At 64.9% G+C, this 23788-nt stretch carries 23 protein-coding genes; 2 read left to right on the forward strand and 21 right to left on the reverse strand.

All coding sequences use genetic code 11. The annotated features are described in order from the left end of the window. Positions 1–10: 10 nt before the first annotated feature. Positions 11–1393 (forward strand): SPOR domain-containing protein, encoded by a 1383-nt coding sequence (locus FLO80_RS23365; protein ID WP_111366219.1) that lies wholly within the window; start codon positions 11–13, stop codon positions 1391–1393. Between the two features lie 45 nt (positions 1394–1438). On the opposite strand, the gene FLO80_RS09140 is transcribed toward FLO80_RS23365, so the two are convergent. Further along, positions 1439–1813, reverse strand: a complete 375-nt coding sequence (locus FLO80_RS09140; RefSeq protein ID WP_111366216.1) for a hypothetical protein — start codon at positions 1811–1813, stop codon at positions 1439–1441. A 104-nt stretch (positions 1814–1917) separates the two neighbouring features. On the opposite strand from FLO80_RS09140, the gene FLO80_RS09145 reads away from it, so the two are divergent. After that, complete coding sequence (locus FLO80_RS09145; protein WP_111366213.1) at positions 1918–2685, forward strand: alpha/beta fold hydrolase; 768 nt, start codon at positions 1918–1920, stop codon at positions 2683–2685. A gap of 17 nt (positions 2686–2702) precedes the next feature. On the opposite strand, the gene FLO80_RS09150 is transcribed toward FLO80_RS09145, so the two are convergent. From FLO80_RS09150 to FLO80_RS09245, 20 genes are all read right to left on the reverse strand, one after another. Beyond that, a complete protein-coding gene (locus FLO80_RS09150) occupies positions 2703–2888 on the reverse strand; it encodes a CTP synthetase (protein WP_146611040.1) in 186 nt (61 codons plus the stop codon). Positions 2889–3042: 154 nt separating this feature from the next. Continuing rightward, a complete protein-coding gene (locus FLO80_RS09155) occupies positions 3043–3996 on the reverse strand; it encodes a DUF1353 domain-containing protein (RefSeq protein WP_111366207.1) in 954 nt (317 codons plus the stop codon). 95 nt (positions 3997–4091) lie between these two features. After that, positions 4092–4511 (reverse strand): MarR family winged helix-turn-helix transcriptional regulator, encoded by a 420-nt coding sequence (locus FLO80_RS09160; RefSeq protein WP_246156623.1) that lies wholly within the window; start codon positions 4509–4511, stop codon positions 4092–4094. Positions 4512–4521: 10 nt separating this feature from the next. Beyond that, on the reverse strand, positions 4522–5223 hold the full coding sequence (locus tag FLO80_RS09165; RefSeq protein WP_111366201.1) for an ABC transporter ATP-binding protein: 702 nt from the start codon (positions 5221–5223) through the stop codon (positions 4522–4524). After that, a complete protein-coding gene (locus FLO80_RS09170; protein ID WP_111366198.1) occupies positions 5216–5989 on the reverse strand; it encodes an ABC transporter ATP-binding protein in 774 nt (257 codons plus the stop codon). Before FLO80_RS09170 ends, FLO80_RS09165 begins: the two co-directional genes overlap by 8 nt. A gap of 79 nt (positions 5990–6068) precedes the next feature. Further along, positions 6069–7922, reverse strand: a complete 1854-nt coding sequence (locus FLO80_RS09175) for an ABC transporter permease (protein ID WP_111366195.1) — start codon at positions 7920–7922, stop codon at positions 6069–6071. 90 nt (positions 7923–8012) lie between these two features. Continuing rightward, positions 8013–9227: an ABC transporter substrate-binding protein gene (locus tag FLO80_RS09180; RefSeq protein WP_223145473.1), complete on the reverse strand. Its 1215-nt coding sequence runs from the start codon at positions 9225–9227 to the stop codon at positions 8013–8015. A 108-nt stretch (positions 9228–9335) separates the two neighbouring features. Beyond that, entirely contained in the window at positions 9336–9920 is a 585-nt protein-coding gene (locus FLO80_RS09185; RefSeq protein WP_111366192.1) for an amino acid synthesis family protein, read from the reverse strand. Next, positions 9917–10504, reverse strand: a complete 588-nt coding sequence (locus FLO80_RS09190) for an amino acid synthesis family protein (RefSeq protein ID WP_111366190.1) — start codon at positions 10502–10504, stop codon at positions 9917–9919. The genes FLO80_RS09185 and FLO80_RS09190 overlap by 4 nt, the downstream gene beginning before the upstream one ends. Continuing rightward, positions 10497–11342 (reverse strand): UPF0280 family protein, encoded by an 846-nt coding sequence (locus tag FLO80_RS09195; protein WP_111366188.1) that lies wholly within the window; start codon positions 11340–11342, stop codon positions 10497–10499. The genes FLO80_RS09190 and FLO80_RS09195 overlap by 8 nt, the downstream gene beginning before the upstream one ends. Further along, positions 11339–12817 carry a 6-hydroxynicotinate reductase gene (locus FLO80_RS09200; protein ID WP_111366186.1) on the reverse strand — a complete coding sequence of 493 codons (1479 nt, stop codon included), beginning with the start codon at positions 12815–12817 and terminating at the stop codon, positions 11339–11341. The genes FLO80_RS09195 and FLO80_RS09200 overlap by 4 nt, the downstream gene beginning before the upstream one ends. Then, a complete protein-coding gene (locus FLO80_RS09205) occupies positions 12810–15548 on the reverse strand; it encodes a molybdopterin-dependent oxidoreductase (RefSeq protein WP_111366184.1) in 2739 nt (912 codons plus the stop codon). Before FLO80_RS09205 ends, FLO80_RS09200 begins: the two co-directional genes overlap by 8 nt. Further along, positions 15541–16377, reverse strand: coding sequence for an FAD binding domain-containing protein (locus tag FLO80_RS09210; protein WP_439328714.1), 837 nt, complete (start codon positions 16375–16377; stop codon positions 15541–15543). The genes FLO80_RS09205 and FLO80_RS09210 overlap by 8 nt, the downstream gene beginning before the upstream one ends. Before the next feature lie 250 nt (positions 16378–16627). After that, on the reverse strand, positions 16628–17809 hold the full coding sequence (locus tag FLO80_RS09215) for an amidohydrolase family protein (RefSeq protein ID WP_111366178.1): 1182 nt from the start codon (positions 17807–17809) through the stop codon (positions 16628–16630). A 66-nt stretch (positions 17810–17875) separates the two neighbouring features. Next, entirely contained in the window at positions 17876–18937 is a 1062-nt protein-coding gene (locus FLO80_RS09220; protein WP_111366175.1) for a dipeptidase, read from the reverse strand. A gap of 64 nt (positions 18938–19001) precedes the next feature. Then, positions 19002–19997, reverse strand: a complete 996-nt coding sequence (locus tag FLO80_RS09225) for an SLAC1 anion channel family protein (RefSeq protein WP_246156624.1) — start codon at positions 19995–19997, stop codon at positions 19002–19004. A 2-nt stretch (positions 19998–19999) separates the two neighbouring features. Continuing rightward, a complete protein-coding gene (locus FLO80_RS09230; RefSeq protein WP_111366172.1) occupies positions 20000–20359 on the reverse strand; it encodes a DUF5368 domain-containing protein in 360 nt (119 codons plus the stop codon). An 11-nt stretch (positions 20360–20370) separates the two neighbouring features. After that, entirely contained in the window at positions 20371–21690 is a 1320-nt protein-coding gene (locus FLO80_RS09235) for an NAD(P)/FAD-dependent oxidoreductase (RefSeq protein WP_111366170.1), read from the reverse strand. 141 nt (positions 21691–21831) lie between these two features. Next, complete coding sequence (locus tag FLO80_RS09240) at positions 21832–23154, reverse strand: TRAP transporter large permease (RefSeq protein WP_111366168.1); 1323 nt, start codon at positions 23152–23154, stop codon at positions 21832–21834. After that, entirely contained in the window at positions 23151–23738 is a 588-nt protein-coding gene (locus FLO80_RS09245) for a TRAP transporter small permease (protein ID WP_342781721.1), read from the reverse strand. Before FLO80_RS09245 ends, FLO80_RS09240 begins: the two co-directional genes overlap by 4 nt. Between the last annotated feature and the right edge of the window lie 50 nt (positions 23739–23788).

Raw genomic sequence — 23788 nt, forward strand, 5'->3', positions numbered from 1 at the left:
GGGGCAAGACATGAAATTTACGAGAATTATTGCATCAGGCATCCTCGCCGCATCCGTCGGGCTGGTCGCTGCCGAGGCCCAGACCCTGCGCGACATCAGCGCCCCGGCCGAAGTGCCGCCCGCGTCCTACACCGCCAAGCAATATGTCGACAGCCGCGGCTGCGTCTTCATCCGCGCCGGCATCAACGGCGTGGTGAACTGGGTGCCGCGCGTGTCGCGCGACCGCAAGGTCTTGTGTGGGTATGAACCGACATTCGCAAAATCCGGTGCGCCTGAACCCGATGCAAGCCGGACCGCCACCGCCGAAACGATCACGCCCCCCACCAAGCCAGCGCCGTCTCAAACTGCGGCAGCCACGCCCAAACCCAAGGCAAAACCGGCCCCCGCCACCACGCAACAGCCCCCGCGCCGCACCGTGACCGTGGCCCCGCCTCGCCCCGCGAAACCCGCCGCCGCTCCAACCCCCGTGACCAAACCCGCCCCGGCCCCGGCCAGCACCGCCAAATCGCGCCGGATCACCCGCAGCGCAACCCCCACCGACTGCCCCGGAGTCACCGGCATCAGCCGTTATTACACAGGGGTTGACCGGGGTCGCGGCGTCATCCGCTGCGGCCCGCAACCGGCCCCCCGGATCGAGCGCAAGGAGGTCACCGTGATCCGCGCAGGCGAGCCGGTGACCGTGAAACAACGCGTCGTTACCGGCACCACCACCGCCCGCCGGGTCGACGCCGCCACGCTTCCGCCGGGCACCCGGATCGTGCCGCGCCACGTCTATAACCAGCAACAGGCCGCCCGCATCCAGGGCCAGAAGATTCCCGACGGCTACCGCGAGGTTTGGGAGGACGACCGCCTCAATCCCAAACGCGCCCATCAGACCATCGACGGCGTGATGAAAAGCGGCCTTGCGTGGACACGAACGGTCCCGCGCAAACTCTATGAACGTGACAGCGGCCGGGTCGTGACACATCTCTATCCCGGGCTGATCTACCCCTATCACAGCTATGACGAGATGCAGGCGGCGGGCTATTCCATCTCGACCAAGGGGAAACCGAAAGACACCCGTGCCACCACGCGCACAACCCGCAAGGTCGTGGTTCGCAAGAAGGACCAGACCGGGGCCCGCGTCTCGACCAAAACCGCACCACGCAAACCCGCCACGACGCAGAGCGGCGGGCGATACGTGCAGGTCGGAACCTTCGGGAACCCCGCCAATGCACAGCGCACCGCCGCACGACTTCAGGCGATGGGCCTGCCGGTGCGGATGGGCAAATACACCAAGGACGGCCGCGAATACCGGATCGTCATGGCCGGTCCCCTTGCCCATGATCAGGTCGGCAGCGCCCTCTCCAAGGCCCGCCGCGCGGGCTTTGGCGACGCCTTCGTGCGCAAGTAAACAAGGCGTTTCGCGAAAGACGCGCCCACGCCCCGTTGGACTGGCTCAGATCAGCCCCTGCCACCTGAGAAAGCCAACGGCCAGCGCCGCGAACAACAGCAGGTTGAAGGCCAGCGTGCCCAACATGCCGAGGATCAGGCCCAACCGCCGGTCGGCCGGATCAATTCCCTTCAAATGCTGCCGGACCCGGTCATGCGCCGCCTTGACGCGCGCACCGTCGATCCGGCGGCGCAGCTTGGCATGGGTCTCAAACATCAATGCCTCGTTGATCACCGCGGCCTCACGATGCACCCACCGTGGAAGCCGTCGCCCGGCACGTTTCACCCGCGCGGGAAATGCCCCCTTGCGCAGGCCAAGCTTGTCCCCCAGCAGCGTCTCAAGCTCCTGCGCCAATGCCCCGATATCCAGCGATGCGCCCATGTTTTCCCCTTCGACCCGAGACTACCCGCCCCTGCGGCCCGGCTCAACCACATGTCGCCGCGATGACCACTGGCCTGTCCGCCTGACGCAAGTTATCAAGCCCCATGCTCAATACGATCCTGCACGGCACTGCAACCGACGCCCCGCCCCTTCTGATCGCTCATGGCCTCTACGGTTCGGGGCGCAACTGGGGCGTGATCGCCAAGCGGCTCTCGGACGAACGGCAGGTGATCGCCGTCGACATGCGCAACCACGGTGAATCGCCATGGTTCGACAGCCACCGCTATCCCGACATGGCCGCCGATCTGGCCGAGGTGATCGAAAGCACCGGACAACCGGCCGACGTGCTCGGTCATTCCATGGGCGGCAAGGCGGCGATGGTGCTGGCCCTGACCCGGCCAGAACTGGTCAATCGCCTGGTTGTCGCCGATATCGCGCCCGTCTCCTATGGCCATACCCAGATGCCGTATCTCCGGGCGATGCAATCCGTCGACCTGTCAAGGATCGAAACACGCGCCGATGCCAAAGAGGCGCTGTCCGATCGGGTTGACGATCCGGCGCTGGTTTCATTTTTCACGCAATCCCTGAACCTGCCCGAGAAACGCTGGCGGCTCAACCTCGATGCGCTGGCCCGGGACATGGACGATATCCTCGGCTTTCCCGAAGAGCTCGATACCCCGTTCCAAGGCCCCGTCCTGATGCTTGGCGGTGGCGAGTCCGATTACATCCGGCCCGAACACCGCCCGCGCATCAAGGCGCTGTTTCCAAAGGCTCGGTTCGCAAAAATCCCCGGTGCCGGGCATTGGCTGCATGCGGAAAAACCCCGCGAATTCGAGGCCACGCTGTGCACATGGCTCAACGCCACCACCTGACCGCCCGCGCTCGGCCCTTACTGATTGTCGTAGACAGCCTTGGCCGCGTACCAACTGGCAGGGATGGAAACGAGATACCCGGCCAACGCCGCGATCAACAGCGGCTCGAGCGTGGTCAATCCCAAGGTCAGGGCGACGACCATCGCACTCCCGGCCAGCGTCGCGCCCAGGAATACATGCATCACCAGTGCCAGAATCCACATGGAAAGTTCCTCTTCATTGCATCCGTCACGCGTCACGGCACAATCTGCACCGAAACCGGCCCGATCGTCCTTGATCTGGGTCAGGAAAGATGCGGTCCTGATCAGCCGCTTTCCAATCCGCGATAAATGGAACACCGCCTCAAGAGATCATCCATCACAAGAAGTCATGATCGACGTCCACGGAACCACCGGGATATCCGCCATCGACATCATTCGGGCCATCGTCTCCCGGGGCCGTGCTCTCTCCCGCTGTTTCATCCTCACCCGGGGCGCCCTCGATCCCTGGTCCGATGTCGTCGCCATGATCGACCCCGGCCTGCCCGTTGGCATGCGCCGCCTGCCGGGCACTTTCACTCACGCCGCTGTCTATGAACGCCTCGATCTGTGACAATGACGGTTGCGCGGTCTCGACCAACTCGCGGGTCCGGCGCATGATGCGCCGCAACTCGGGCTGCGACAGGTAGCGTTCAGGCGACACGTCCTCGCGTTGCGCCAGCGCCGCCAGGCTGCCCCGGCTCGACAGGCGCGGCGCGTTCGACATTTCCGCGTCGCCGTCCGGCCAGCGCGGCCCGGCCAGGTAAACGGCCGCATACATCACCTTTGCCTTGGGTTCTGGCGTCCCGCCAACGCGCAGCGCGTCATAGAACATCCGATGCACCTCGCGCCACGGCGCGGTGTGGAATTTCGGCCCCTCTTCATTGCCAACCCCGCAATAGGCATCGTGCACCACCGCCGCATTTGCGAATTCCCGACTTGTCGGCACGCCGATGATCGAGATGAACATCTGCGGAATCGAGGCGCCATCGGTCAGCGTGCGCTCGGGCGCGACCCAGTCCTGCCCGCGACCGTCGACAAAGACCAGGGGCTCGGCCGTGGGATAGAACACCAGCGACCGCCGAGGAAGCCGCACCGGCTCAGGGACAAGCTTGACCGGGCTGTTCTCGAACCGGCATTCCGGCGACGACCGGCCATCGCACAGGGCCCGTTCGGAATCGCTCGGACCGACCGCCGAAAGGTTTTGCGGAACAGACCGCGTCGTGAGCATCGGCTCACCAAGGCCACAACCGGCCAGAATACCCGCCGTCGTCAAGGCTATCGAAATGCGCATGGGAATCTCTTTACCGTTTGGAAAATTTTCTGATTCAATGAATGATAATAACACTTTCCGGCATCATGGATCAAACCCCAACACCGCCCGCAGGCTCAGGTCATCCGCCGCAAAAGCGACAGGAAAACCTCGCGCTCCTGCGAATTCAGCGGCGCCAGCGTCTTTTCCGTCACCACCCGACCCACCTCGGTCATCCGCGCCAAAAGAGCCTCGCCCTCGGGCGAAAGCGAAATCAGCATCCGCCGCTTGTCCTCGGGATCGGGCACCGTCTCGGTCAGGCCCTTCTGGCGCAGCCGGTCCGCCACGCCCTTGATCGTGGCCACGTCCATCGCCGCCAGCCGCCCCAGCCGGTTCTGCGACACCCGGCCCTGCTCGCCGATCCGCACCAGCGCGGCGAATTGCATCGCGGTCAGCCCCTCCAGCGTATGCGCCTGGAAAATCGCCGCGTGGCGCTGGTTGGCCAACCGCATCAGGTATCCGACCTGATCTTCAAGGCGATATCCCTCCCGCGCCACCGCCCTGCCCTCAGACCGCAAGATATTGCTGGCTGATCTCGGGATGGGCATCGAGATCGGCAAACCCGCCCTCGTATCGCAACGTGCCCTTCTCGATGATACAGGCCCGGTCGGCCACGGCGCGGGCGAAATGCAGGTTCTGCTCGCTCAAGAGCACCGAAAGCCCCTCGGCCTTCAACTCCTTGATGACCCGCGCCATCTGCTCGACGATCACCGGCGCGATGCCCTCGCTCGGCTCGTCCAGCAGCACCACCTTGGGGTTGCCCATCAGCGTGCGCGCGATGGTCAGCATCTGCTGCTCGCCGCCCGACAATTGCTTGCCCAGGTTGCGCCGCCGCTCGGCCAGGTTGGGGAACAGTTCGAACAGGTGTTCGCGGCTCCATTCCGGCGCGTCCGGGCGCGCCGGGCGGTCACCGACTTCAAGGTTTTCCTCGACCGTCAGATCGCCAAAGATGCGCCGTTCCTCGGGGACATAGCCAATGCCCATCCGACAGACCATATGCGATGGCTTGCGCAGGATCGACACCCCGTCATAGGTGATCTCGCCCGCCTTCTGATGGACCAGCCCCATGATGCATTTCATCGTCGTGGTCTTGCCCGCGCCGTTGCGCCCCAGAAGCGCCACCACCTCGTTGCCACCAACGCGCAGCGACACCCCGTTCAGGATCTGCGCCCGCCCATAGCGCGCGGTCAGGTCTTTCACCTCAAGCATGATCCGCCTCCGACTCTCCGAACACCGTGCCACCGCCCAGGTACACCTCCTGCACCAACGGGTTGCCGCGAATTTCCTCGCCCGTGCCCTCCGCGATCAACCCCCCGCGATTAAGCACGAGGATGCGATGCGCATGGGCAAAGACCACGTCCATGTCATGCTCGGTGAAAAGCACGCTCACGCCGCGGTCGGCCACGATCTTCGCGGTCAGTTCCATCAACGCCACCCGCTCGCTCGGCGCCATCCCGGCGGTCGGCTCGTCCATCAGCAACAGCGTCGGGTCGGGGGCCAGCGCCACGGCCAGTTCCAGCCGCTTGAGATCGCCGTAAGCCAGCTCCGAACAGGCCCGCCCGGCCTGATCCTCCATCGACACCAACCGCAAGAGCGCCTCGGCCTCGTCGCGATAAAGCCGCGTCGCCCGGCTCAGCATGTCGAACATCCGCCGGTGATGGCTGATCAACGCCATCTGGATATTCTCGATCACCGTCATCGACAGGAACGTCCGGGTGATCTGGAACGTCCGCCCCACCCCCATCCGCACGATCTTGCGCGGCCGCACCCCGATCAGGTCCTGCCCGTTCAGGCGCACCTCCCCCCGGTCGGGCCGCAGATACCCGTTCACCATGTTGAAACAGGTGGTCTTGCCCGCCCCGTTCGGCCCGATCAGCGCAAGGAACTCGCCCTTGCCAAGGTCAAACGACACGTCATCCACCGCCACCAGCCCGCCAAATCTCTTGGTCAGACCGCGCACCTCCAGCACGTTCATACCTCATCTCCCCGCTTCATCTGACCCCAAATACCTCGGGGAGTGTGAGGGGCTGGCCCCTCACGTCCGAAACCCGCCATCATGCCTGCCCCTCCCGGCGCAGCCCCAGCGCGCGCAACAGCCGGTCAACACCGCCCGCCACCCCGTCGGGCGCCAGAAGAACCACACCAAGGATGATCATCCCGAAGATGAAGCGCCAGTAATCCAGGCGGCTCACCCAATCCTCGATCAGCACGAAAACACCGGCGCCCAAGATCGGCCCGGCCAGCGCATGGATGCCGCCCAGCAGCACCATGATGAGCCCGTCCACCGACTGCGCGATCCCCAGGACATCGGGAAAGACCGAGCCCTTGGAAAAGACAAAGACCACGCCCGCCACCCCGGCCATCGTACCGGCCAGCGCAAACCCCATCCATTGATGGAACTTCACGTCCATCCCGATCGCCTCGGCGCGCACGTCGCTGTCACGAATGCCGCGCAACCCATAGCCAAAGGGCGAATGCGCGACCCGTCGCAGGAACCAGATGCCGCCGATGCACAGCGCGAAGGCGACATAGAAATAGGCCTGGTCGCTCGACGCCCAGGATGCTGGCCAGATCCCGAGGATGCCGTCATCGCCCCCGGTAAACTCCTGCGACTGGAACGTGACGCCCCACAGGATCTGCGCCGCCGCCAATGTGAGCATGGCAAGGTAGACCCCCGACAGGCGCACGCAGAACCAGCCAAAGAAAAGCGCCGCAGCGGCCGCCGCCAACGGGCCGACGATCATCGCCGGGATCATCGACAACCCGAGGTAACTCACCGCCATCGCCGCGCCATAGGCCCCGACCCCGAAATAGGCCGCGTGGCCGAAACTCACCATGCCGCCCAGCCCCATCATGAAATGCAGCGAGACCGCGAACAGTGTCGCCACCATCACATCGACCAGCAGGATGCTGGCAAAATCGCTCACCATCACCGGACTTGCCGCCAGTGCAAAGACCAGCGCCATCAGCACAAGCGTCGCGCGCGACGACAAGAGCCGCAGCGGCTGCTCGGGCTCGGTCGGCGCGCCATGGCCGCTGCCCTCCTTGCCGAAAAGCCCATAGGGCCGCACGATCAGCACCACCGCCATCACCACGAATGGCAGCACGATCGAGATTTGCGGAAAGACAAGCACCGCAAAGGCATTGAGCACCGAGATCAGCACGGCGGCCACGAACGCGCCCGAAACGCTGCCCATGCCACCGATCACCACCACGACAAAGGCATCGCCGATTACCGAAAGATCCATCTGAAGGCTCACCGCCTCGCGCGGGATCTGGATCGCGCCGCCAAGCCCCGCAAGCGCCGCACCCAGCACGAAAGCGGCCGAGAAAAGCCACGCCTGGTTGACGCCCAGCGCGCCCACCATCTCGCGGTCCTGCGTCGCCGCGCGCACCAGAACGCCCCAGCGGGTGCGGTGGAACACAAGCCATATCCCGGCCAGGACCGCGGGCCCGATCAGGATGAGCGCAAGATCATATTCCGGGATCGGCTCGCCCATGATGCGCAGCGCGCTGTCCAGCCCGGGCGCGCGCGGTCCCAGCTTGTCCTCGGCCCCCCAGACCGCCTGCGTCATGTCCTGGATGATCAGCACCACGCCGAAGGTCGCGACCAGTTGGAAAAGTTCCGGCGCGTGATAGATCCGCCGCAGGATCGTCATCTCGACGATCAGCCCCAGAAGCCCCACGATCAGCGCCGCGGCGATCACCCCCCCCCAGAACCCAAGGATGCTGCCCGGGAACAGTGCGACGATGGAATAGGCGAGATATGCCCCCACCATGTAGAACGAGCCATGCGCGAAATTGACGATCCGCGTGACCCCGAAAATGATCGACAGCCCGCAGGCGATCAGAAACAGCGACGAGGCATTCGCCAGCCCCGTCAGCAATTGCGCGACATAAAAGCCCATGCGGCCCGTCCCCCGTCAAGATACGATTTTGTTCTCACGAAAAATCGGGGCGGCAGACACCACCGCCCCGAATGCTCATTCGGACCCGGCTTATTCCGCCGGGCGCATCTTGGCCGCGTCTTCTTCGCTGGGCAGGTAATTCGCCCCGTCGGCATAGAACCAGTCGACCATCTTGGGCTTGCCATCGACCAGTGCGGTGGTGCCCACATAGGCCCCCATGGTCGATTGGTGATCGGCCGCGCGGTAAAAGAACGGCCCGGTGGGCGAACTGGGCACTTCAAGCCCCTCCATCGCCGCCAGCAAGGCTTCGGTGTCGGTCGATCCGGCCTTTTCCAGCGCCGCCTTGATCGACAGGACCGAGTTGTACCCCACGATCGAGCCGGTCTTGGGCGCTTCGCCCCAGCGATCCATGTAGGCCTTGCCAAAGGCTTCATGCTCGGGCGTGTCGATGTCCATCGACGGGTATCCGGTCACGATCCAGCCCTCGGGCGCCTCGGCGCCCAGCGGGTCGAGATATTCCGGCTCCCCGCTCAACAGCGACGCCACGATCCGATCCTCGAACAGGAACCGCAGGCTGCCCTCGCGCACGAACTTGGCCAGGTCGCCCCCGAAGGTCACGTTATAGATCGCGTCGGGCTTGGCCGATTCGATTGCCCGCACGGTCGAACCCGCGTCGATCTTGAACAGCGGCGGCCATTGCTCGCTCACCCATTCCACGTCCGGTTGCAACCGGTTCAGCTCGGATTTGAACGCTGCCACCGCATCCTTGCCATAGGCATAGTTGGGCGCGACCGTGGCCCAGCGTTTCTTGTCGAGTTTCGCCGCCTGCTCGGCGAGCATCGCCGCCTGCATGTGGGTCGAAGGCCGCAAACGATAGGTATAGCGGTTGCCCTTCGACCACACGAGCGCATCGGATAGCGGCTCGGAGGCCAGGAAGAACACTTCCTTCTGTTTCGCGAAATCCGCAAGGGCAAGGCCGATATTCGACAGGAAGCCGCCGAACAGCATCACCGCTTCGTCCCTGGAAACCATCTCTTCCGCGATGCGGATCGCGGTGGCCGGATCGCCGGTGTCATCGCGGCTGATGATCTCGAGCATCGCGCCGTTCACCCCGCCCGCCGCGTTGATCTCTTCCATCGCCAGCGTCCAGCCCTTCTTGTAAGGCTCGGTAAAGGCCGGCAGGGCGGTATAGGAATTGATCTCGCCGATCACGATCTTTTCCTGCGCCTGCACCGCCCCGGGGATCATCCCCAGCATCGGCAGCGCCGCCAGCGCGCCCAGTATCTTGCGTCTCATCTCATTCATATTCACGTCTCCCGGTTGGTTGTCCTAATTTTCGCTCTCTTCGAGCATTCTTGGTTTCCTGAAATGCCACGGGCCGATTGTCGGACCGGCCCGCCTGCTCTCTTCGATCTACCTCAATCCATCCTTGCCCTCGGCCTCGTCGTGGCGCAAGCCGCCAACCCGCGGCAAGGGCCGCCCGCTGTCGGTCACGGCCACGGCGACCATGATCTCATTGCCGCGCGGCGCATCGTTCATCATCACCTCGATCCCGTCGAAATGGCTGCGCACATAGGCCGCGTCCTTGTGCCCGAGCGGCACGTCGAGCACCTGACCCGGGCTGCCCATCTTCTTCGACGACGCCACCAGCGCCGCACCCTTCTCCACCGCCGCACGCAGCGGCGCGCCCAGCTTCGGGTGCAGGATCGCGGCGGCATGCTCCAACTCGCCGTTTTCGCCCACCATGGCCGACTTGCCGTAACTCTCGGCCTCATTCGGCGCGATCCCCAGCGCGCTCACACAGCGTTCGCCCAAAAGCCCGCCCAGCTCGGCCCCGATCTCCATCAGCTCAGAGAGATCCTCCTCGTATCGCCCGGCAAAGGGGTTCTCGATCACCGCCACGGCCACCGCCTTGCGCGTCGGCGGGGCGATCTCGCGGCCCATCTCGCGCCGGGTTTCCTCGACCGTCACCGCCAGCTTCCTGATTTTCGCGCTCATCTCAACCCGTCCTTTCCTTCGATCTGCGACGCTTCAAGGCCACCGGCACGCGAATGCACCCGCGCCCCGTCGGTCATGACAAGGATCAATGCCATCTCATCCGCGCGCGGCGCGTCGTTGCACCCGACTTCGATACTGTCGAAATGGCTGCGCACGTAAGACGCCTGGATATGCGTCACCGGCACGTCGAGCCGCGCACCGACGCCGCCCACCTTCTTGGTCGAGGGCACAATCGCCGCCGAGCGTTCGCGCCCGATCAATTCGCGCATCGCGTAACCGCCCGGCGCATGCCACAGCGCGCCATGCTCGATCTCGCCGCCCGCGCCGATGATCGCGCCCTTGCCATAGCCCTCGACCACCTCGGCCCCGCCCAGCATCTTGATGAGCCGCCCGGCCATCTTGAGGCCCAGGGGCTTCAGATCCTCCATGAAGGGCTGGATATCGGGCTCATACCGCCCGGCAAACGGGTTCTCGATCACCGCCATGATCCATGCCCGGCGATAGGGTTTCTCGGCCCGCGCGCCGCCCTCGTGCCAGGTTTCTTCCAGGCTCTCGACCATCTTGCGTATCTTCACATCAGGCATCCGTCGCCTCCTCCGCCTCGATAAACTGCTCCGCACCGGCAATCCGAATCTCGCCTCGCAGCGCCAGCGCGGCCCCGCGGATCAACCCCTTGTCCCGCATCTCTTCGGCCAGCGCGGCACCGCGTGCCAGCGCCTGTTCCACGTCGCCCTTGTCCAGCGCACCAACCGCCACGACCACTTCGCGCGCCCCGAGATCGCTGTCGGGCCGCACCTCGTTGGCCGGTTCCCGCCGGATCGCGCCATGCCCCGGCAGATCGACCGCGTTCGCGATCAGCGTCGCCGCCACATCCGCCGCCGCCGCATCCGCCGCCAGCACCGTCACCGCGTCGGCAATGCCGCGCGACAGGCTGCGCCCGCCGCGCCCCGACGTGGCGATCCCGCCGATCCCGTCTCCGCCGCCGATCCCGATCTGCCCGCCACTCCCGGCCATGGCGACGCGAAACCGCTCGCCCGCCTCCAGCCAGATCGCGATATCGCCGCCATTGTTCACATAGGCCCGGCGCAGATCGGCCCGCATGCACATACCCGCCAGCACGTGATCGGCCACGGACCCCGCCACCGCCGCCATCGGCGTGACGAACCCCACATGCCGCGCCACCGCGCGCACCATCCTTTGCGCCACCGGCCCCGCCACCACGCCGGGCGGCCGCGTCGCGCCCCATCCGTCACGGCGCAACAGGTCCAACTCATCCACCAGCCGCTCGAGAACCCCCTCGAACGCCGCACATGCCGCGTCAAAGCCGCGCGCCCGGTCGCCGTCGCACCCGATGATGAGGTCGATCGGCCCATGCTGAAGATGCAGCCGCTCGCCCGGCAATATCGCGCGCGTGAAACTCATGACTCGTCGCCCCAGCGATAGTGCCCGCGCGCCATCGGGTCGTGTCCCGCAAGACCGGGCCCGACCTTGCGCACCCGGTCCGTGACCACGCTCTCGACGCGGCGGATTTCCTCGACATGCCCGCCGAGGTCGGCATAATCGCTCACCCGCATGGTGAACTCGATCGGCGCGACAATCGCCGGGGTGGGCACATAACCAAAGGAATTCGACGGCATTTCCATCACGTCCGCCATCACCGTGATCCCGCCCCCGGGCCAGACATAGGCCTCGGCCCCGCCGCAACTCACCGAGGTCAGCGCCGCGCGCACCGACCGGGTGAGCCGCACCGGGTTCTCGGTCACGCCGGCGCGCAGGCTGCCGCCCGCGCCGCCCATGAACAGCACCGACGCCACCGACGGCTCGCAATTCTCGGCGATCCGCTCGGCGCTCGCCTTCACCGCCGCAGGCGCTTGCGCGGGCTGCGGCACGAGGGTCTCATCAAGCTCGAAATAGGCCCATTGCTCGCCCGTGGTCGACACCATGAAGAGCCGCAAACCCGGCCATGCCACGTCCTTTTTCCACTCGCCCAGAATGGTCAGCGGATCGTTGATATCCGTCCCGCCCCAGCCGCGCCCCGGCTCGGCCACCTGGAAATAACGCCCGGGTGTCGAGCGGCGGCCCTTGATGCGGATGCCCGTTGGCCGCACGCCCAGAACCTGCCCCGCCTGATGCTCGCTCAGAACGCCGGTGATATGGTCATCGACCACCACCACCTCGTCGACGATCTCGTGCCATTGCTTGGCGAACATGCCGATCGCGGCCGAGCCACAGCCGACCCGCATAAGCCGTTCCTCTTCACCGTCGATGATCGGCGGCCGTCCGGCCTCGATCACAACCGAAACCGCGTGGTCGCCCTCGCCGATCACCATCTCGACCGGCTCGCGATTGCACAGCGCCATCAGCGCGTCACAGGTCACGCGCCCCTCTTTCTTTGAACCACCGGTCAAGTGTTCGACACCCCCGAGGCTCAGCATCTTCGAGCCGTATTCCGTCGTCGTCACATGGCCAACCGGCTCGCCCGACACACGCACGATGTCACATTCGTTGCCGATATGCCGGTCGGTGTCGATCTTCACCTTGGCCCCGCAATAGGAAAAGATGCCCTCGGTAACGACCGTCACCATATCGACACCTTCGACCTGCTGGCTCACGATGAAAGGTGCGGGCTTGTAGTCGGGATAGGTCGTGCCCGCCCCCACTGCGGTGACAAAGCGGCGCTGCCCCTTGATGATATCGCCATCCCAATCCCCGGCCTCGTCGGTCGCAAGAAACGGCACCAACTTGTCCGACCCGCCCTCGATCACCGTCAGCGGATCGAGCCGCACCAGTTCCCCATCGTGATTGGCATAGCGATCACAGGCCCCGGATTTGCCATCGGCGATGTAACACATCACCGGACAGGCATCGCAGCGGATCTTTTCCGGTTTCTCACGCATGACCCGCCTCCCCCATTGCCGCCTTCAGCCGCCCGGGCGTCACCGGCAGCCGCCGCATCTGCACACCCGTCGCATCGCGGATCGCGTTCAAGACCGACGGCGCGGTGGGAATGAGCACATGCTCGCCCAGCCCCTTCGCCCCGTAAGGCCCATGCGCGTCCGGCTCCTCGATGATCAATGTCTCGACCGGCGGCATGTCACCCACCGTCGGAATGAGGTAATCATGCAGGTTCTCGGTCCGCCCCGGCAGGTATTCCTCCATCAGCGCCATGCCCATCCCCTGCGCGATTCCGCCCTCGACCTGCCCTTCGATCAACAGCGGATTGACCGCGTGACCCACGTCATGCGCGGCCACGAATTTCACCGGCTTCACCGTGCCCAGCTTTGTGTCCACCTCAAGCACGCACAAATGCGCGGCATATCCGAATTGCGCATAGGGCTCGCCCTGCCCGTTCGCATCAAGCGGCTTGGTCGGCGGGTCGTAACTCTCGGCCACGCGCATCACGTAGCCCTCGGCATCCGTCTCAAGCGTGGCCAACTCGATCCGCTCGGCGCGCGCACCCTCGCGCACCTCGACACCGCCCTCGCCCGGCACGATCACCGCGTCCTCGCCCGCATTGACGCGCTGCAATATCTGCGCGCGCAACGCCTCACCGGCCAGCCGCGCGGCATTGCCCGACACGAAGGTCTGGCGCGAGGCCGATGTCTTGCCCGCATCCGGCGTCACATCCGTATCGCCCCCCACCAGATCGAGCCGTGAGACCGGTACGCCCAGCGCGGTCGCGAAGATCTGCGCGATCACCGTGTTCGCCCCCTGCCCGATATCCGCCGCACCCTGGTGCAACACGATCCGCCCATCCGCCCGCACCCCCGCCTTGATGGTCGAGGGGTTGGGCAGCGAGGTGTTGCCACAACCATACCAGCCTGCGGCGACGCCCACGCCGCGCCGCACCGGACCATCGCCCGCGTTCACCTGTGCCGCCTTGGCGCGCTCGGCCTGCCACGCGGGCCGCAGCGCCTCCAAACAGGCGCGAATGCCCACGCCCTGCGCGAATACCTGTCCGCAAACCGTCGGCACGCCATTCGCCAGCGCGTTTCGGATGCGAAACTCCAGCCGGTCGATCCCCAACCGGTCGGCCAGCTCGTCGAACAGGCTCTCCTGCGCCACCGCCGCCTGCGGCACGCCAAAACCGCGAAACGCCCCCGAAGGCGGGCAATGGGTGTGAATGCCCTTCGCCTCGGCCCGGTAATCGGCCACCGCATAAGGCCCCGAGGCATGCACCGGCACCCGGTTCGCCACGGTTGGCCCCCAACTCGCATAGGCCCCGGTGTTGAAAATTCCATCGAACCGCAACCCCGAAATCCGCCCCTCGGCATCGGCCCCGATCCGCACGTTCATCCGCGACGGGTGCCGCTTGGTCGTGGATTGCATCGATTCCGTCCGCTCATAGGTGATTCGCACCGGTCGCCCGGTCTTGAGCGCCGCAATCGCCAGAAAGGGCTGCACCGACACGTCGAGCTTTGAGCCAAAACCCCCGCCCGTCGCCGTCGGCACCACCCGGATGCGCGCGCGCTCCATGCCCAGAACCTGCTCCAGCGTGTCGAGATCCATCACCGGCGCCTGGGTGCAGGCATGCACCTCGACCCGGCCCTCCACAACCTGCGCGAACCCGGCCTCGGGCTCGATATAGGCATGTTCCACGAACCCGGTCTCGAACTCGCCCTCGGCCACCACATGCGCCCGCTCCAGCGCCGCCCCGACATCGCCATGCGCAACAAAACCGCCGCACATCACGTTGCCCGCGCGGGCAACGTGCAGTTGCGGCGCACCATCCGCCATCGCCTCGGCCATGCCCTGCACATCCGGCAAAACCTCCCACTCGACCGGGAACCGCGCCGGATCGAACTGCGCCATGACCTCGGCCGTGCCAACGACCGCCGCCACCGCCTCGCCGCGAAACCGCGCCACGCCCTCGGCAAAGACCGGCTGATCGACGAACCCCGGGATCGTGCCAAAGAGGTTCACCCCCGGCACATCGCTTGCCGTCAGAACCGCCTCGACCCCCTCGCGCGTGGCAAAGCCATCCAGATCGCCAAGGACAAACCGCGCATGGGCATGCGGGCTGCGGATCACCTTGATGACCAGCGCATCAGCCGTTGCCACGTCATCGCCGAACCGCTCCGCGCCCGTCACCTTCACCCGACCATCCAGCTTTTCGATCGCCGCGCCCATATGCCCGTCGGCATCCACGACCGCGCCCGGCGCACGGCCCATCACCGCGTCGATGATTTTCCGATACCCGGTGCAACGGCACAAAACCCCGCCCAGCGCATCCATCACCTCACCCTCGCTGGGCCGCGGCGCCTCGCGCAGCAGCGCCACCGCCGAGACCATCATGCCCGGCGTGCAGATCCCACATTGCGCCGCGCCCTGTCCTTCGAAGCGCCGGGCCAGATCGGCGGCCAGCGGCTCGCGCGCCACCAGCCCCGCCAATGTCTCGACCTCGGCCCCCGCCGCCTGCTGCGCAGGCATCAGGCAGGCACAAACCGGCGCGCCATCGACCAGCACCGTGCAGGCCCCGCAATCGCCGGCATTGCAGCCAACCTTCACATCCCGCGCGCCCAGCCGCTCGCGCAGGGCCTCGCTCAACCGCTCGCCCACCCGTGGCGCCAGCCGCACATCGCGCCCGTTGAGGCGAAACATCGTCTCCGCATCCACCCGCTTATCCATCACAGGACTCCCCATTGGCCTGCCGAACCACCCGTCCGATCAACTCGGCCACGGCCTCCAGCCGATAGGCCCCGCTGCCGCGCACATCGTCGATCGGCGAAAGCGGCTCCAGATGCGCCGCCGTCACCGCGACATCGCCCACCGTCCCGACCAGCGCCGCCTCCAGCGCGGGCAAACGCCGCGCCACCGGCGAACAGGCCCCCACGGCCACGCGGGCATGATCGATCCGCCCGGCCCCATCACGGGCGATCACCACCCCCACCATCACGATGGAAATCACGAGGTAAGCCCGGCTGCCCAGCTTGGAAAACGCGCCCCGCGCACCCTCGGGCGGTTCGGGCAGGTGCAGCGCCACAACCATCTCGCCGGGCGCCAGATCGACCTGCCGCACGCCCATGATGAACCGCTCCAACGGCACCACGCGCCGCCCCTCGGCGCTTGCGATCTCGACCTCGGCCCCAAGGGCGAGCAGCGGCGGCACGCCATCCGCCGCGGGCGAGCCGTTCACAAGGTTGCCCGCCACCGTCCCGGCATTCTGAATCTGGACCGATCCAACCTCGCGCGCCGCCGCCCTGAGCCCGTCAAAGGCGGGCGGCAGATCGGCCCGCACCACGTCGGACCATCGCGTCGCGGCCCCGATGCGCCAGCCACCGTCCTGCCGCGCGATGCCGCGCAAACCGTCGATCCGGGTCAGGTCCAGAAGACTCTCCCGCGGGCCGCCCGCGGACAGGCCGGGATAGAAATCCGTCCCCCCCGCCACGGGCCGAACACCCCCACGCGAGAGGATGTCCAGCGCCTCGCCCAGATCGCCGGGCGCGAAATATTCGATTTGCGACATTGTCGGGCCCCCTGTCGGACCGGTTTTGATTATCGTTCGTGTGCTAATGGTATGCGCGAGATTCGAGTCGTGTCAAAATTTTTCGAATTCTTTTTTGCATGATCGGGGCAACGGCCGCTGCTTTAACCATTTTCGGGCCGAAAATTGCTGCAACGCGGCGGTGCACGGATAACAGCCGGGGCGCAGCCGGATATCACCCCCCGACTTTTCCACCAAGAATCGCGTTAACCCCACCGTGCGCTCATACGGGCGCCGTGCCTTTGGTGACCTCGGGCAGGTGCTGCGCGGGCGGCGTGTTGCGGCTGCGCCCGCTGCGCGGCACCCCCTCGATCACCGTCATGCCCACCCCCGGAAGGTTGCCAAGTTGCACGGATTCAAGGATATTTTTCCCCGGCGCGTGCTGGGCCTGGTCCATCAGGACGAAATCCGCGGGCCGCCCCACTTCCATCAACCCCTGGTCCAGCTCGCGCTGCCGCGCGGTGTTGCCATTGGCAAAGCAGAACGCCACCTCGGCAGGCACGTCTCCGAGGCTCGACAACATCGCCACCATGCGAAGGATTCCAAGGGGTTGCACCCCCGAACCCGCCGGCCCATCCGTGCCGAGGATAAGCCGATCCATCTGCTTCAACTCCCGCGCGGTGTTGAGCGTCAGAAGGGCCGCACGCTCATTGCCGTTATGCACGATCTCAAGCCCCGCCTGGCAGCTTTCGCACAGGCAGATGATCTGATCGTCGGGCAATGCCGAATGCCCGCCATTGATATGCCCGATCACGTCCGTGCCGGTCTCAAGCACCATGTCGGCGTCGATAAGCCCCGATCCGGGGATCGACGGCCCGCCGGTGTGGATCGTCGATTGGATGCCGTATTTGCGTGCCCAATCAACCATTTGGCGCGCGGTCTTGCCATCCTTCACCGTGCCGAGTCCGACCTCGCCCAAAAGCGTGACACCGGCGTCGGCCATCTCCTTGAAATCCTCTTCGACCATGCCATGCTCGATCACCGGCGCACCGGCCATCACCTTCATGCCCGAGGGTCGGAAATTCTCGTACCAACGCTGTGCCGCGATCGCCATCGCCTTGAGGCCGACAATATCCTTGGGCCGCCCCGGCATATGCACTTCGCCCGCCGAAATGAGCGTGGTGACACCCCCGTGCAGGGTCGAATCGATCCAGTGCAACTGCTGCTGGCGCGGCGTGTAATCGCCCACCACCGGGTGCACATGGCTGTCGATCAAACCCGGCGCGATGGTCACGCCATGCGCGTCGATCTCGGTCTGCGCGTCCTCGCAGTTAAGATCTTTTTCATACCCGATTGCTTTGATGATCCCATCTTCGGCAATCACGCAATCCCCGTCGAGAATCGGTTCCTCCATCTTGCCCGAAAGGATCAACCCGATATTCCGAATGACAAGCTTGTCAGCCATCTGCACACCCTCCTGCTGTTATCGTTAGTGTGCAAACGCTTTTGCGATTCCGTCAAGCCCGTAACATCACCCGCCCCAGGTTGTTTCCAACACGCGTAGCCAGTTGCCATGCGCGATCTTCTCGATCCGTGCCTCGGCATACCCATGCGCACGCATCGCCTCGATCAGCGCGGGCAGCCCGGCAACCGATCCGATCTCTTCGGGCACCACCGCGCCATCGAAATCCGAACCGAGCGCGACATGATCCTCGCCCATCCGCCCGATCATGTGATCAAGATGGTCAAGCATCACCGCAAGCGGCATCTGGGCTCGCATCTGCCCATCCCGGCGCAGGAACCCGGTGGCAAAGTTGAGCCCGACAACCCCGCCCGACCGCGCCACCGCATCAAGCTGCGCATCGCTCAGGTTGCGCGCCTGCGGGCAGAATGCATAGGTGTTGGAATGCGTTGCAATCAAAGGTTTTTCACTGATTTCGGCCACATCCCAAAAGCCCTTTTCGTTGAGGTGGCTGAGGTCAAGCATGATCCCCATCGCGTCACAGCGCCGGACCAGTCGCTTGCCATCCTCGGTCAGTCCCGGGCCGACATCCCCGGTCGACGGATATCGGAACGGCACCCCCTCGCCCCAGATCGTCGGCCGGCTCCACACCGGCCCGAGCGAGCGCAGACCCGCGGCGTAAAGCACGTCGAGCACATGAAACTCCGGGTCGATCGCCTCGGCCCCCTCGATATGCATCACGGCCGCCATTTCGCCCGCGCCCATCGCGGCACGGATATCTGCCACGCTGCGGCAGATGCGCAAGGCGCCCTCGGCCTCGAGCTGCATCAGGAGCGCCGCCATCTCCATCACCACCGGCAGCGCCGCCTCCTGCGGCACCGGGTCGGGCAGTGGCAGGTCATATTCGGGCTTGTCCATCTCGGCCTTCATTTCCGCAAGGTCCAGCGGCGACGGCACGAAGATCGCGAAGAACCCGCCCGCGAATCCCCCCGCGCGCGCCTTGGGCAGGTCGACGTGAAAATCGCTCCCCTCGCGGAAAAGCCGGGTCGCGGGTCGCCCGCCCGCCCCGCGCAATTTCAAAAGAACGTCGTTATGCCCGTCGAATACGGGCACGGGTTTCACGCTGGCCATGTCTGCCCCCACCTGCTGTTGCCTGTCGGGGCAGACTAGGGCGCGCGCGGCACCGTGCCAATGGCTATTCCGGCACGCAGATCCTGCCCGCCAACGCGGCCCTGACCGTGCGCCACAACAGGCCCATGATGATCACGCACAGCGCGATCAGAAGCCCCCCACCGACAAGGCGATGCGCCCCCGACCCCGTGAGCTCGGCAAAACGGAAACTGGCAATCGTGGCGGCGGCAAAGGGAAAGCTCAGCGCCCAGAAACTCAACGTGAAATCCAGCCGCAGGATGCGCGGCAGTTGCACCAGGACGATCACGGTAAAGAAATAGGCCCCGTTGATCAGGATGCGCGCAAAGGCATCGACCTCACCGGTCAGGTGCAGCCACGCCACGAAGGCCACCGCCGGCGGCGCGATCAGGATGACCAGCGTCGGCTGCAAGCGCCCGGGCAAGGGATCGTGGAAAATCAATCGGTTGATCACCAGCGTCAACAACACCAGCCAGAAGATCAACCCGACGGACATGAAATACCAACTGATCTCGACATAGCCGAACGGCACGCCCGCAACCGGCACGATCACGTTGCCCACCGCCGGAATGAACCATGCCGGGTTGAGCATCCCGTGCTGGAAACTGCGCGTCCCGATCCAGCTCGTCACCACCGCGATGGTCAGCACGAACTGAAGCGCCATGCCAAGCAACCACATGCCCTCGGCCAGCCCCGCGTTGCGCGGCATCGTCGCCGTCGCCAGCAGCAGCAGGGAAATCGAGATCGCAGGAAAGAACAAAAGCCGCACCGGATGCTTCCACTCGGCCACCACCGCGCCGGGGTATATCGCGGCCTTGGCGACATAGCCCGCCGTGATCAGCCCGAACAGAACGAAGGTGAAGAGGTAAAGCCCGGTCGAGATCTGCGGCCCCATGCCAAAGGCAGCTTCGCCCGCGTGCATGGCCAGCGTCAGCCCCGCTATGCCCATCACCATGCCGAAAAGCGGCACCGGGTAATGCTCAAGCCGGTTCACAGGTTCCGCCTTGGCCTGCGCTGCATCCGTCATGCCATCGTTTCCCATGCTCAATCGTCGCTGGCTTCGGGGCCCTTGATCAATGCTTGCATGGTATAAACGAGGATCGCAATCCCGATCGCCCCCGCCACGGCCACGCCCATCAAGACGATCACGTCAATCGGCCCGCCGATATCGCGAAAGCCCGAGCTGGTCACCTTCTGCACGAACAACACCGCCGCCACCGCGCCCACCGGCATCGACAATTGCGCCAGCAGGAACTTGCGCATCGACATCGAGCGGTCGCGGATCAGCACATAAATATAGGCCACCGTGATCAGCGCCGCGACCACGACCATCGCCCAGAACAGGCCCCGGCCGAACATCTCTTCCCAGACGGCGATCAGGGTCTCGAATGTGAGTTCTTTCATCGTCCGTCTCCTTACGCCTTGCCACGCAGCATGGCGTTATAGGTGGGTTTGAGCGCCACTTCCTTCATCAGCCAACTGATCCACAACTCTTCGAGCGGCGCGATCACGCCGGGGAAACTCGGCACCAGGTCGTTGTTGTAATCGAACTCGATCAGCATCGCCCTGCCCACGCGGGTGATGAGCGGGCAGGAGGTATAGCCGTTGTAAACCGTGTCCGTGGTGTCACCCGCGATCTGGGCGACCAGGTGATCCTCGACCACCGGCACCTGCCATTTCACGCTGGCCGCGGTCTTGCCCTTGGGCACCCCCGCCACGTCGCCCACGGCGAACACGTTGGGATAGCGGTTGTGGCGCAGCGTGTAGGGATCGACCTCGACCCAACCCTGATCGACCCATCGGTTCTCCCAGCTCAGGCCCGACTGGCGGATCACGTCCGGCGCGCGCTGCGGCGGGATCACGTTGGTGAAATCGTAATCCGTCTCATGTTCGATCCCGTCGGCATCCTCGAAGGTCAGGATCTTCTTCACCGGGTCGATGCTCTTCAGAACCCTGTGCATCTCGGTCTTGATGCCACGCTCGGCGAACAGCATCCGCACCTTTTCCGCCACGATCGGCACGCCGAACAAGGCCCCGGAACTGTTCCAGTATTCCACCTCGACCTTGCCGCGATTGCCCTTCTTGCTGGCATAATCCTCGGTCAGGAAGGTGTATTTGAGCGGCGCGCCCGCGCATTTCATCTCGGTCGCCGGGCGCAGGAACACCGCCTTGCCCCCGGTCGAGGTAAAGCGGTCCATCTCGGCCCATGTCCTGGCGGCATGGTCAGGCCCGGCATAGACCGCGCCCACGCCATCCTTGCCCACGAGATCAAGGTTGAACCCTTCGATCCCGTCCCAGTCGAGCACAAGCCCCGGCGCGGTGATCAGGAAGTCATAATCCAGCACCGTGCCCGACGCGGTGGTCAGCGTCTGCGCCTCCGGGTCGATCTCGGCGGCATATTCCGCCACCAGCATCACCTCGCGCGGCAGCCATTCGGCGGTCTGGCTCACCGAATAGCCCGCCGGTTTCAACCCGGCAGCGATCAGGGTGAACCCGGGCTGATACCAATGCTCGGCACGCCCGTCGACAAGGGTGATCTCGGCCCCGTCCAGCCGTGCGACCAGGCGGTTGGCCAAGGCCGTCCCGGCGGCCCCCGCGCCAAGGATGACGATTTTCGCCTTGGTCGGCACTTTCCGTGCTGCGGCGGGTCGCGCACCTGCGGCCAAAAGGGCGGCGCCAGAGGCGAGGCCCAGAAATCCGCGGCGCGTCGACAGGAATGTCTGATCCGATGTCATGCGCGTCTCTCTCGGCTTTACATCGCTCTTTTCGCATATGAAGCAGGAGTACTCCTTGACATAGATCAACCATGCGCCCCGAATGCCACTTTTCAAGGCACTCGCGGCACATATCCCGATCCCGGGCGTGTCCTACATCGCTCAGTTCAGGAGGCGCATCAGGAACAGCGTGATCGACGGAAAGGCGACAAGGATGATCACCCGCACGATATCCGAAGCCACGAAATACGTCACCGCCTTGTAGGTCTCGACCATCGGCGTCGTGCGATCCATCGAGTTGATGACAAAGAGATTCATCCCGACCGGCGGCGTGATCAGCCCGACCTCGACCACGATGAGGACAATGATCCCGAACCAGATCGCCGTTTCCTCGAAGGTCAGGCCGAAATCCAGTTGGCTGATGATTGGGAAAAAGATCGGCACGGTCAGCAGGATCATCGACAGGCTGTCCATGACGCAGCCAAAGACAAGGTAAAGCGACAGGATGATCGCCAGAACCACCCAGGGACTGTAACCCAAGCTCGTGACATATTGCGCGAGCTCCTGTGGCACCTGCGTCAGCGCCAGAAACCCGTTATAGAACGCCGCCCCCAGCACAATGAAAAAGATCATGGCGGTGGACCGGCCCGTGGCCAGGAAACTCTCGATCAGGGTGCTGAAATTCAGCCCCCGATTGACCAGCGCGATCAACCCGGTGCCCGCCGCACCCACCGCCGCGCCCTCGGTCGGTGTGAACCAGCCCAGATAGATCCCCCCCACCACCAGCAGGAACACCAGAAGCACCGGCCACACGTCGGCCAGCGCCCGGAAGCGCTCGGCATAGTGGATCGGCTCCCGCGTGCCCGCTGAATCGGGATGGATGCGCACATAGATCGAAATCGTGATGATATAGCCGATCGCCGCCAGTATCCCGGGAATGAACGCGGCAAGGAACAGCTTGGCGATATTCTGCTCGGTCAGGATCGCATAGATGACAAGGATCACGCTGGGCGGAATGAGAATGCCCAGCGTCCCGCCCGCCGCCAGCGTCGCGGTGCTGAACCCCCCGGAATAGCCGTAGCGGCGCAACTCGGGCAGGGCGACCTGGCCCATCGTGGCCGCGGTGGCCAGCGACGACCCACAGATCGACCCGAACCCGGCACAGGCCCCGACCGCGGCCATCGCCACCCCGCCACGCTTGTGCCCCAGCCAGGATTCGGCCGCCTTGAACAGCGCGGTGGACATGCCCCCCAGCGTCGCGAAATGCCCCATCAACAGGAACATCGGCACGATCGACAGCGAATAGCTCGAAAAGGTCGAATAGGTCTCGGTCTTGAGCCGCGACAGCGCCATGTTCCAGCCATCGGTCACGAAATAGAGACCGAACAGCCCGACAAGAAACATCGCCAGCCCAATGGGCACCCGCAAGAAGATCAGCAACAAGAGAACGGGAAACGACGTCAGGCCGATTTCAAGACTGGTCAATGATCCACCTCCGCGGCCTGCACGATCGTGCGCATGGTCAGGAACTCGGCAATCCGCACCACTGCCATGTAAACACCCACCAGCGCCGCCACCACCGACGCGATCAGGCTGATCAGATAGGCCCACCAGATCGGGAACTGAAGCAGGAACGTGGTCTCGTTATACTGCTTTTTCGACATCATCCCCTCGAACAACCGCCACGCGATAAGGATCAGAACCGCCGCGAACACGATATCCACGATCATCTGGATCACCCGGTTGGCCCGCTTGGGCAAATAGGCAGTGAAAATATCCACGGTCGCATGCCCCGCCGTGATCTGGCACAAGGGAATAAAGGCGAAAATGGCAAAGGCAATACCCGCCTCGACCAGTTCGTAATCGCCCCAGACCGGCCCGACCCCCCGTTCCAGAAGCCATCCGGACACGGCCGGCATGAAGGTCGCGATCGGGTCCCAGTGCAGAAAGCTGTTGATTCCCCGACCCAGCACCGAAACGCAGGTCAACAGCACCAGCGCGGTCAAAACGATCCCGCCCAGCACCGCCATCGCCCGGGCAAGAACAAGCATGAATCCGTGTATCGCCACGTCGGGCCCTCCCCGCTTCTGCACGTCGGTGCGCGCGCATGCATATTCGA

The organism is Aquicoccus porphyridii, assembly GCF_008369105.1.
Taxonomy (GTDB): domain Bacteria; phylum Pseudomonadota; class Alphaproteobacteria; order Rhodobacterales; family Rhodobacteraceae; genus Aquicoccus; species Aquicoccus porphyridii.

Excerpts from the sequence above, each read along its gene's own strand:
- FLO80_RS09185 (WP_111366192.1), bottom strand. The coding sequence starts at position 9,920 with ATGAGCGCGAAAATCAGGAAGCTGGCGGTGACGGTCGAGGAAACCCGG.
- FLO80_RS09145 (WP_111366213.1), top strand. The coding sequence starts at position 1,918 with ATGCTCAATACGATCCTGCACGGCACTGCAACCGACGCCCCGCCCCTT.
- FLO80_RS23365 (WP_111366219.1), top strand. The coding sequence starts at position 11 with ATGAAATTTACGAGAATTATTGCATCAGGCATCCTCGCCGCATCCGTC.
- FLO80_RS09215 (WP_111366178.1), bottom strand. The coding sequence starts at position 17,809 with ATGGCTGACAAGCTTGTCATTCGGAATATCGGGTTGATCCTTTCGGGC.
- FLO80_RS09205 (WP_111366184.1), bottom strand. The coding sequence starts at position 15,548 with ATGGATAAGCGGGTGGATGCGGAGACGATGTTTCGCCTCAACGGGCGC.
- FLO80_RS09150 (WP_146611040.1), bottom strand. The coding sequence starts at position 2,888 with ATGTGGATTCTGGCACTGGTGATGCATGTATTCCTGGGCGCGACGCTG.
- FLO80_RS09140 (WP_111366216.1), bottom strand. The coding sequence starts at position 1,813 with ATGGGCGCATCGCTGGATATCGGGGCATTGGCGCAGGAGCTTGAGACG.
- FLO80_RS09230 (WP_111366172.1), bottom strand. The coding sequence starts at position 20,359 with ATGAAAGAACTCACATTCGAGACCCTGATCGCCGTCTGGGAAGAGATG.
- FLO80_RS09180 (WP_223145473.1), bottom strand. The coding sequence starts at position 9,227 with ATGAATGAGATGAGACGCAAGATACTGGGCGCGCTGGCGGCGCTGCCG.
- FLO80_RS09195 (WP_111366188.1), bottom strand. The coding sequence starts at position 11,342 with ATGAGTTTCACGCGCGCGATATTGCCGGGCGAGCGGCTGCATCTTCAG.
- FLO80_RS09165 (WP_111366201.1), bottom strand. The coding sequence starts at position 5,223 with ATGCTTGAGGTGAAAGACCTGACCGCGCGCTATGGGCGGGCGCAGATC.
- FLO80_RS09235 (WP_111366170.1), bottom strand. The coding sequence starts at position 21,690 with ATGACATCGGATCAGACATTCCTGTCGACGCGCCGCGGATTTCTGGGC.
- FLO80_RS09225 (WP_246156624.1), bottom strand. The coding sequence starts at position 19,997 with ATGGGAAACGATGGCATGACGGATGCAGCGCAGGCCAAGGCGGAACCT.
- FLO80_RS09170 (WP_111366198.1), bottom strand. The coding sequence starts at position 5,989 with ATGAACGTGCTGGAGGTGCGCGGTCTGACCAAGAGATTTGGCGGGCTG.
- FLO80_RS09190 (WP_111366190.1), bottom strand. The coding sequence starts at position 10,504 with ATGCCTGATGTGAAGATACGCAAGATGGTCGAGAGCCTGGAAGAAACC.
- FLO80_RS09200 (WP_111366186.1), bottom strand. The coding sequence starts at position 12,817 with ATGCGTGAGAAACCGGAAAAGATCCGCTGCGATGCCTGTCCGGTGATG.
- FLO80_RS09155 (WP_111366207.1), bottom strand. The coding sequence starts at position 3,996 with ATGCGCATTTCGATAGCCTTGACGACGGCGGGTATTCTGGCCGGTTGT.
- FLO80_RS09175 (WP_111366195.1), bottom strand. The coding sequence starts at position 7,922 with ATGGGCTTTTATGTCGCGCAATTGCTGACGGGGCTGGCGAATGCCTCG.
- FLO80_RS09220 (WP_111366175.1), bottom strand. The coding sequence starts at position 18,937 with ATGGCCAGCGTGAAACCCGTGCCCGTATTCGACGGGCATAACGACGTT.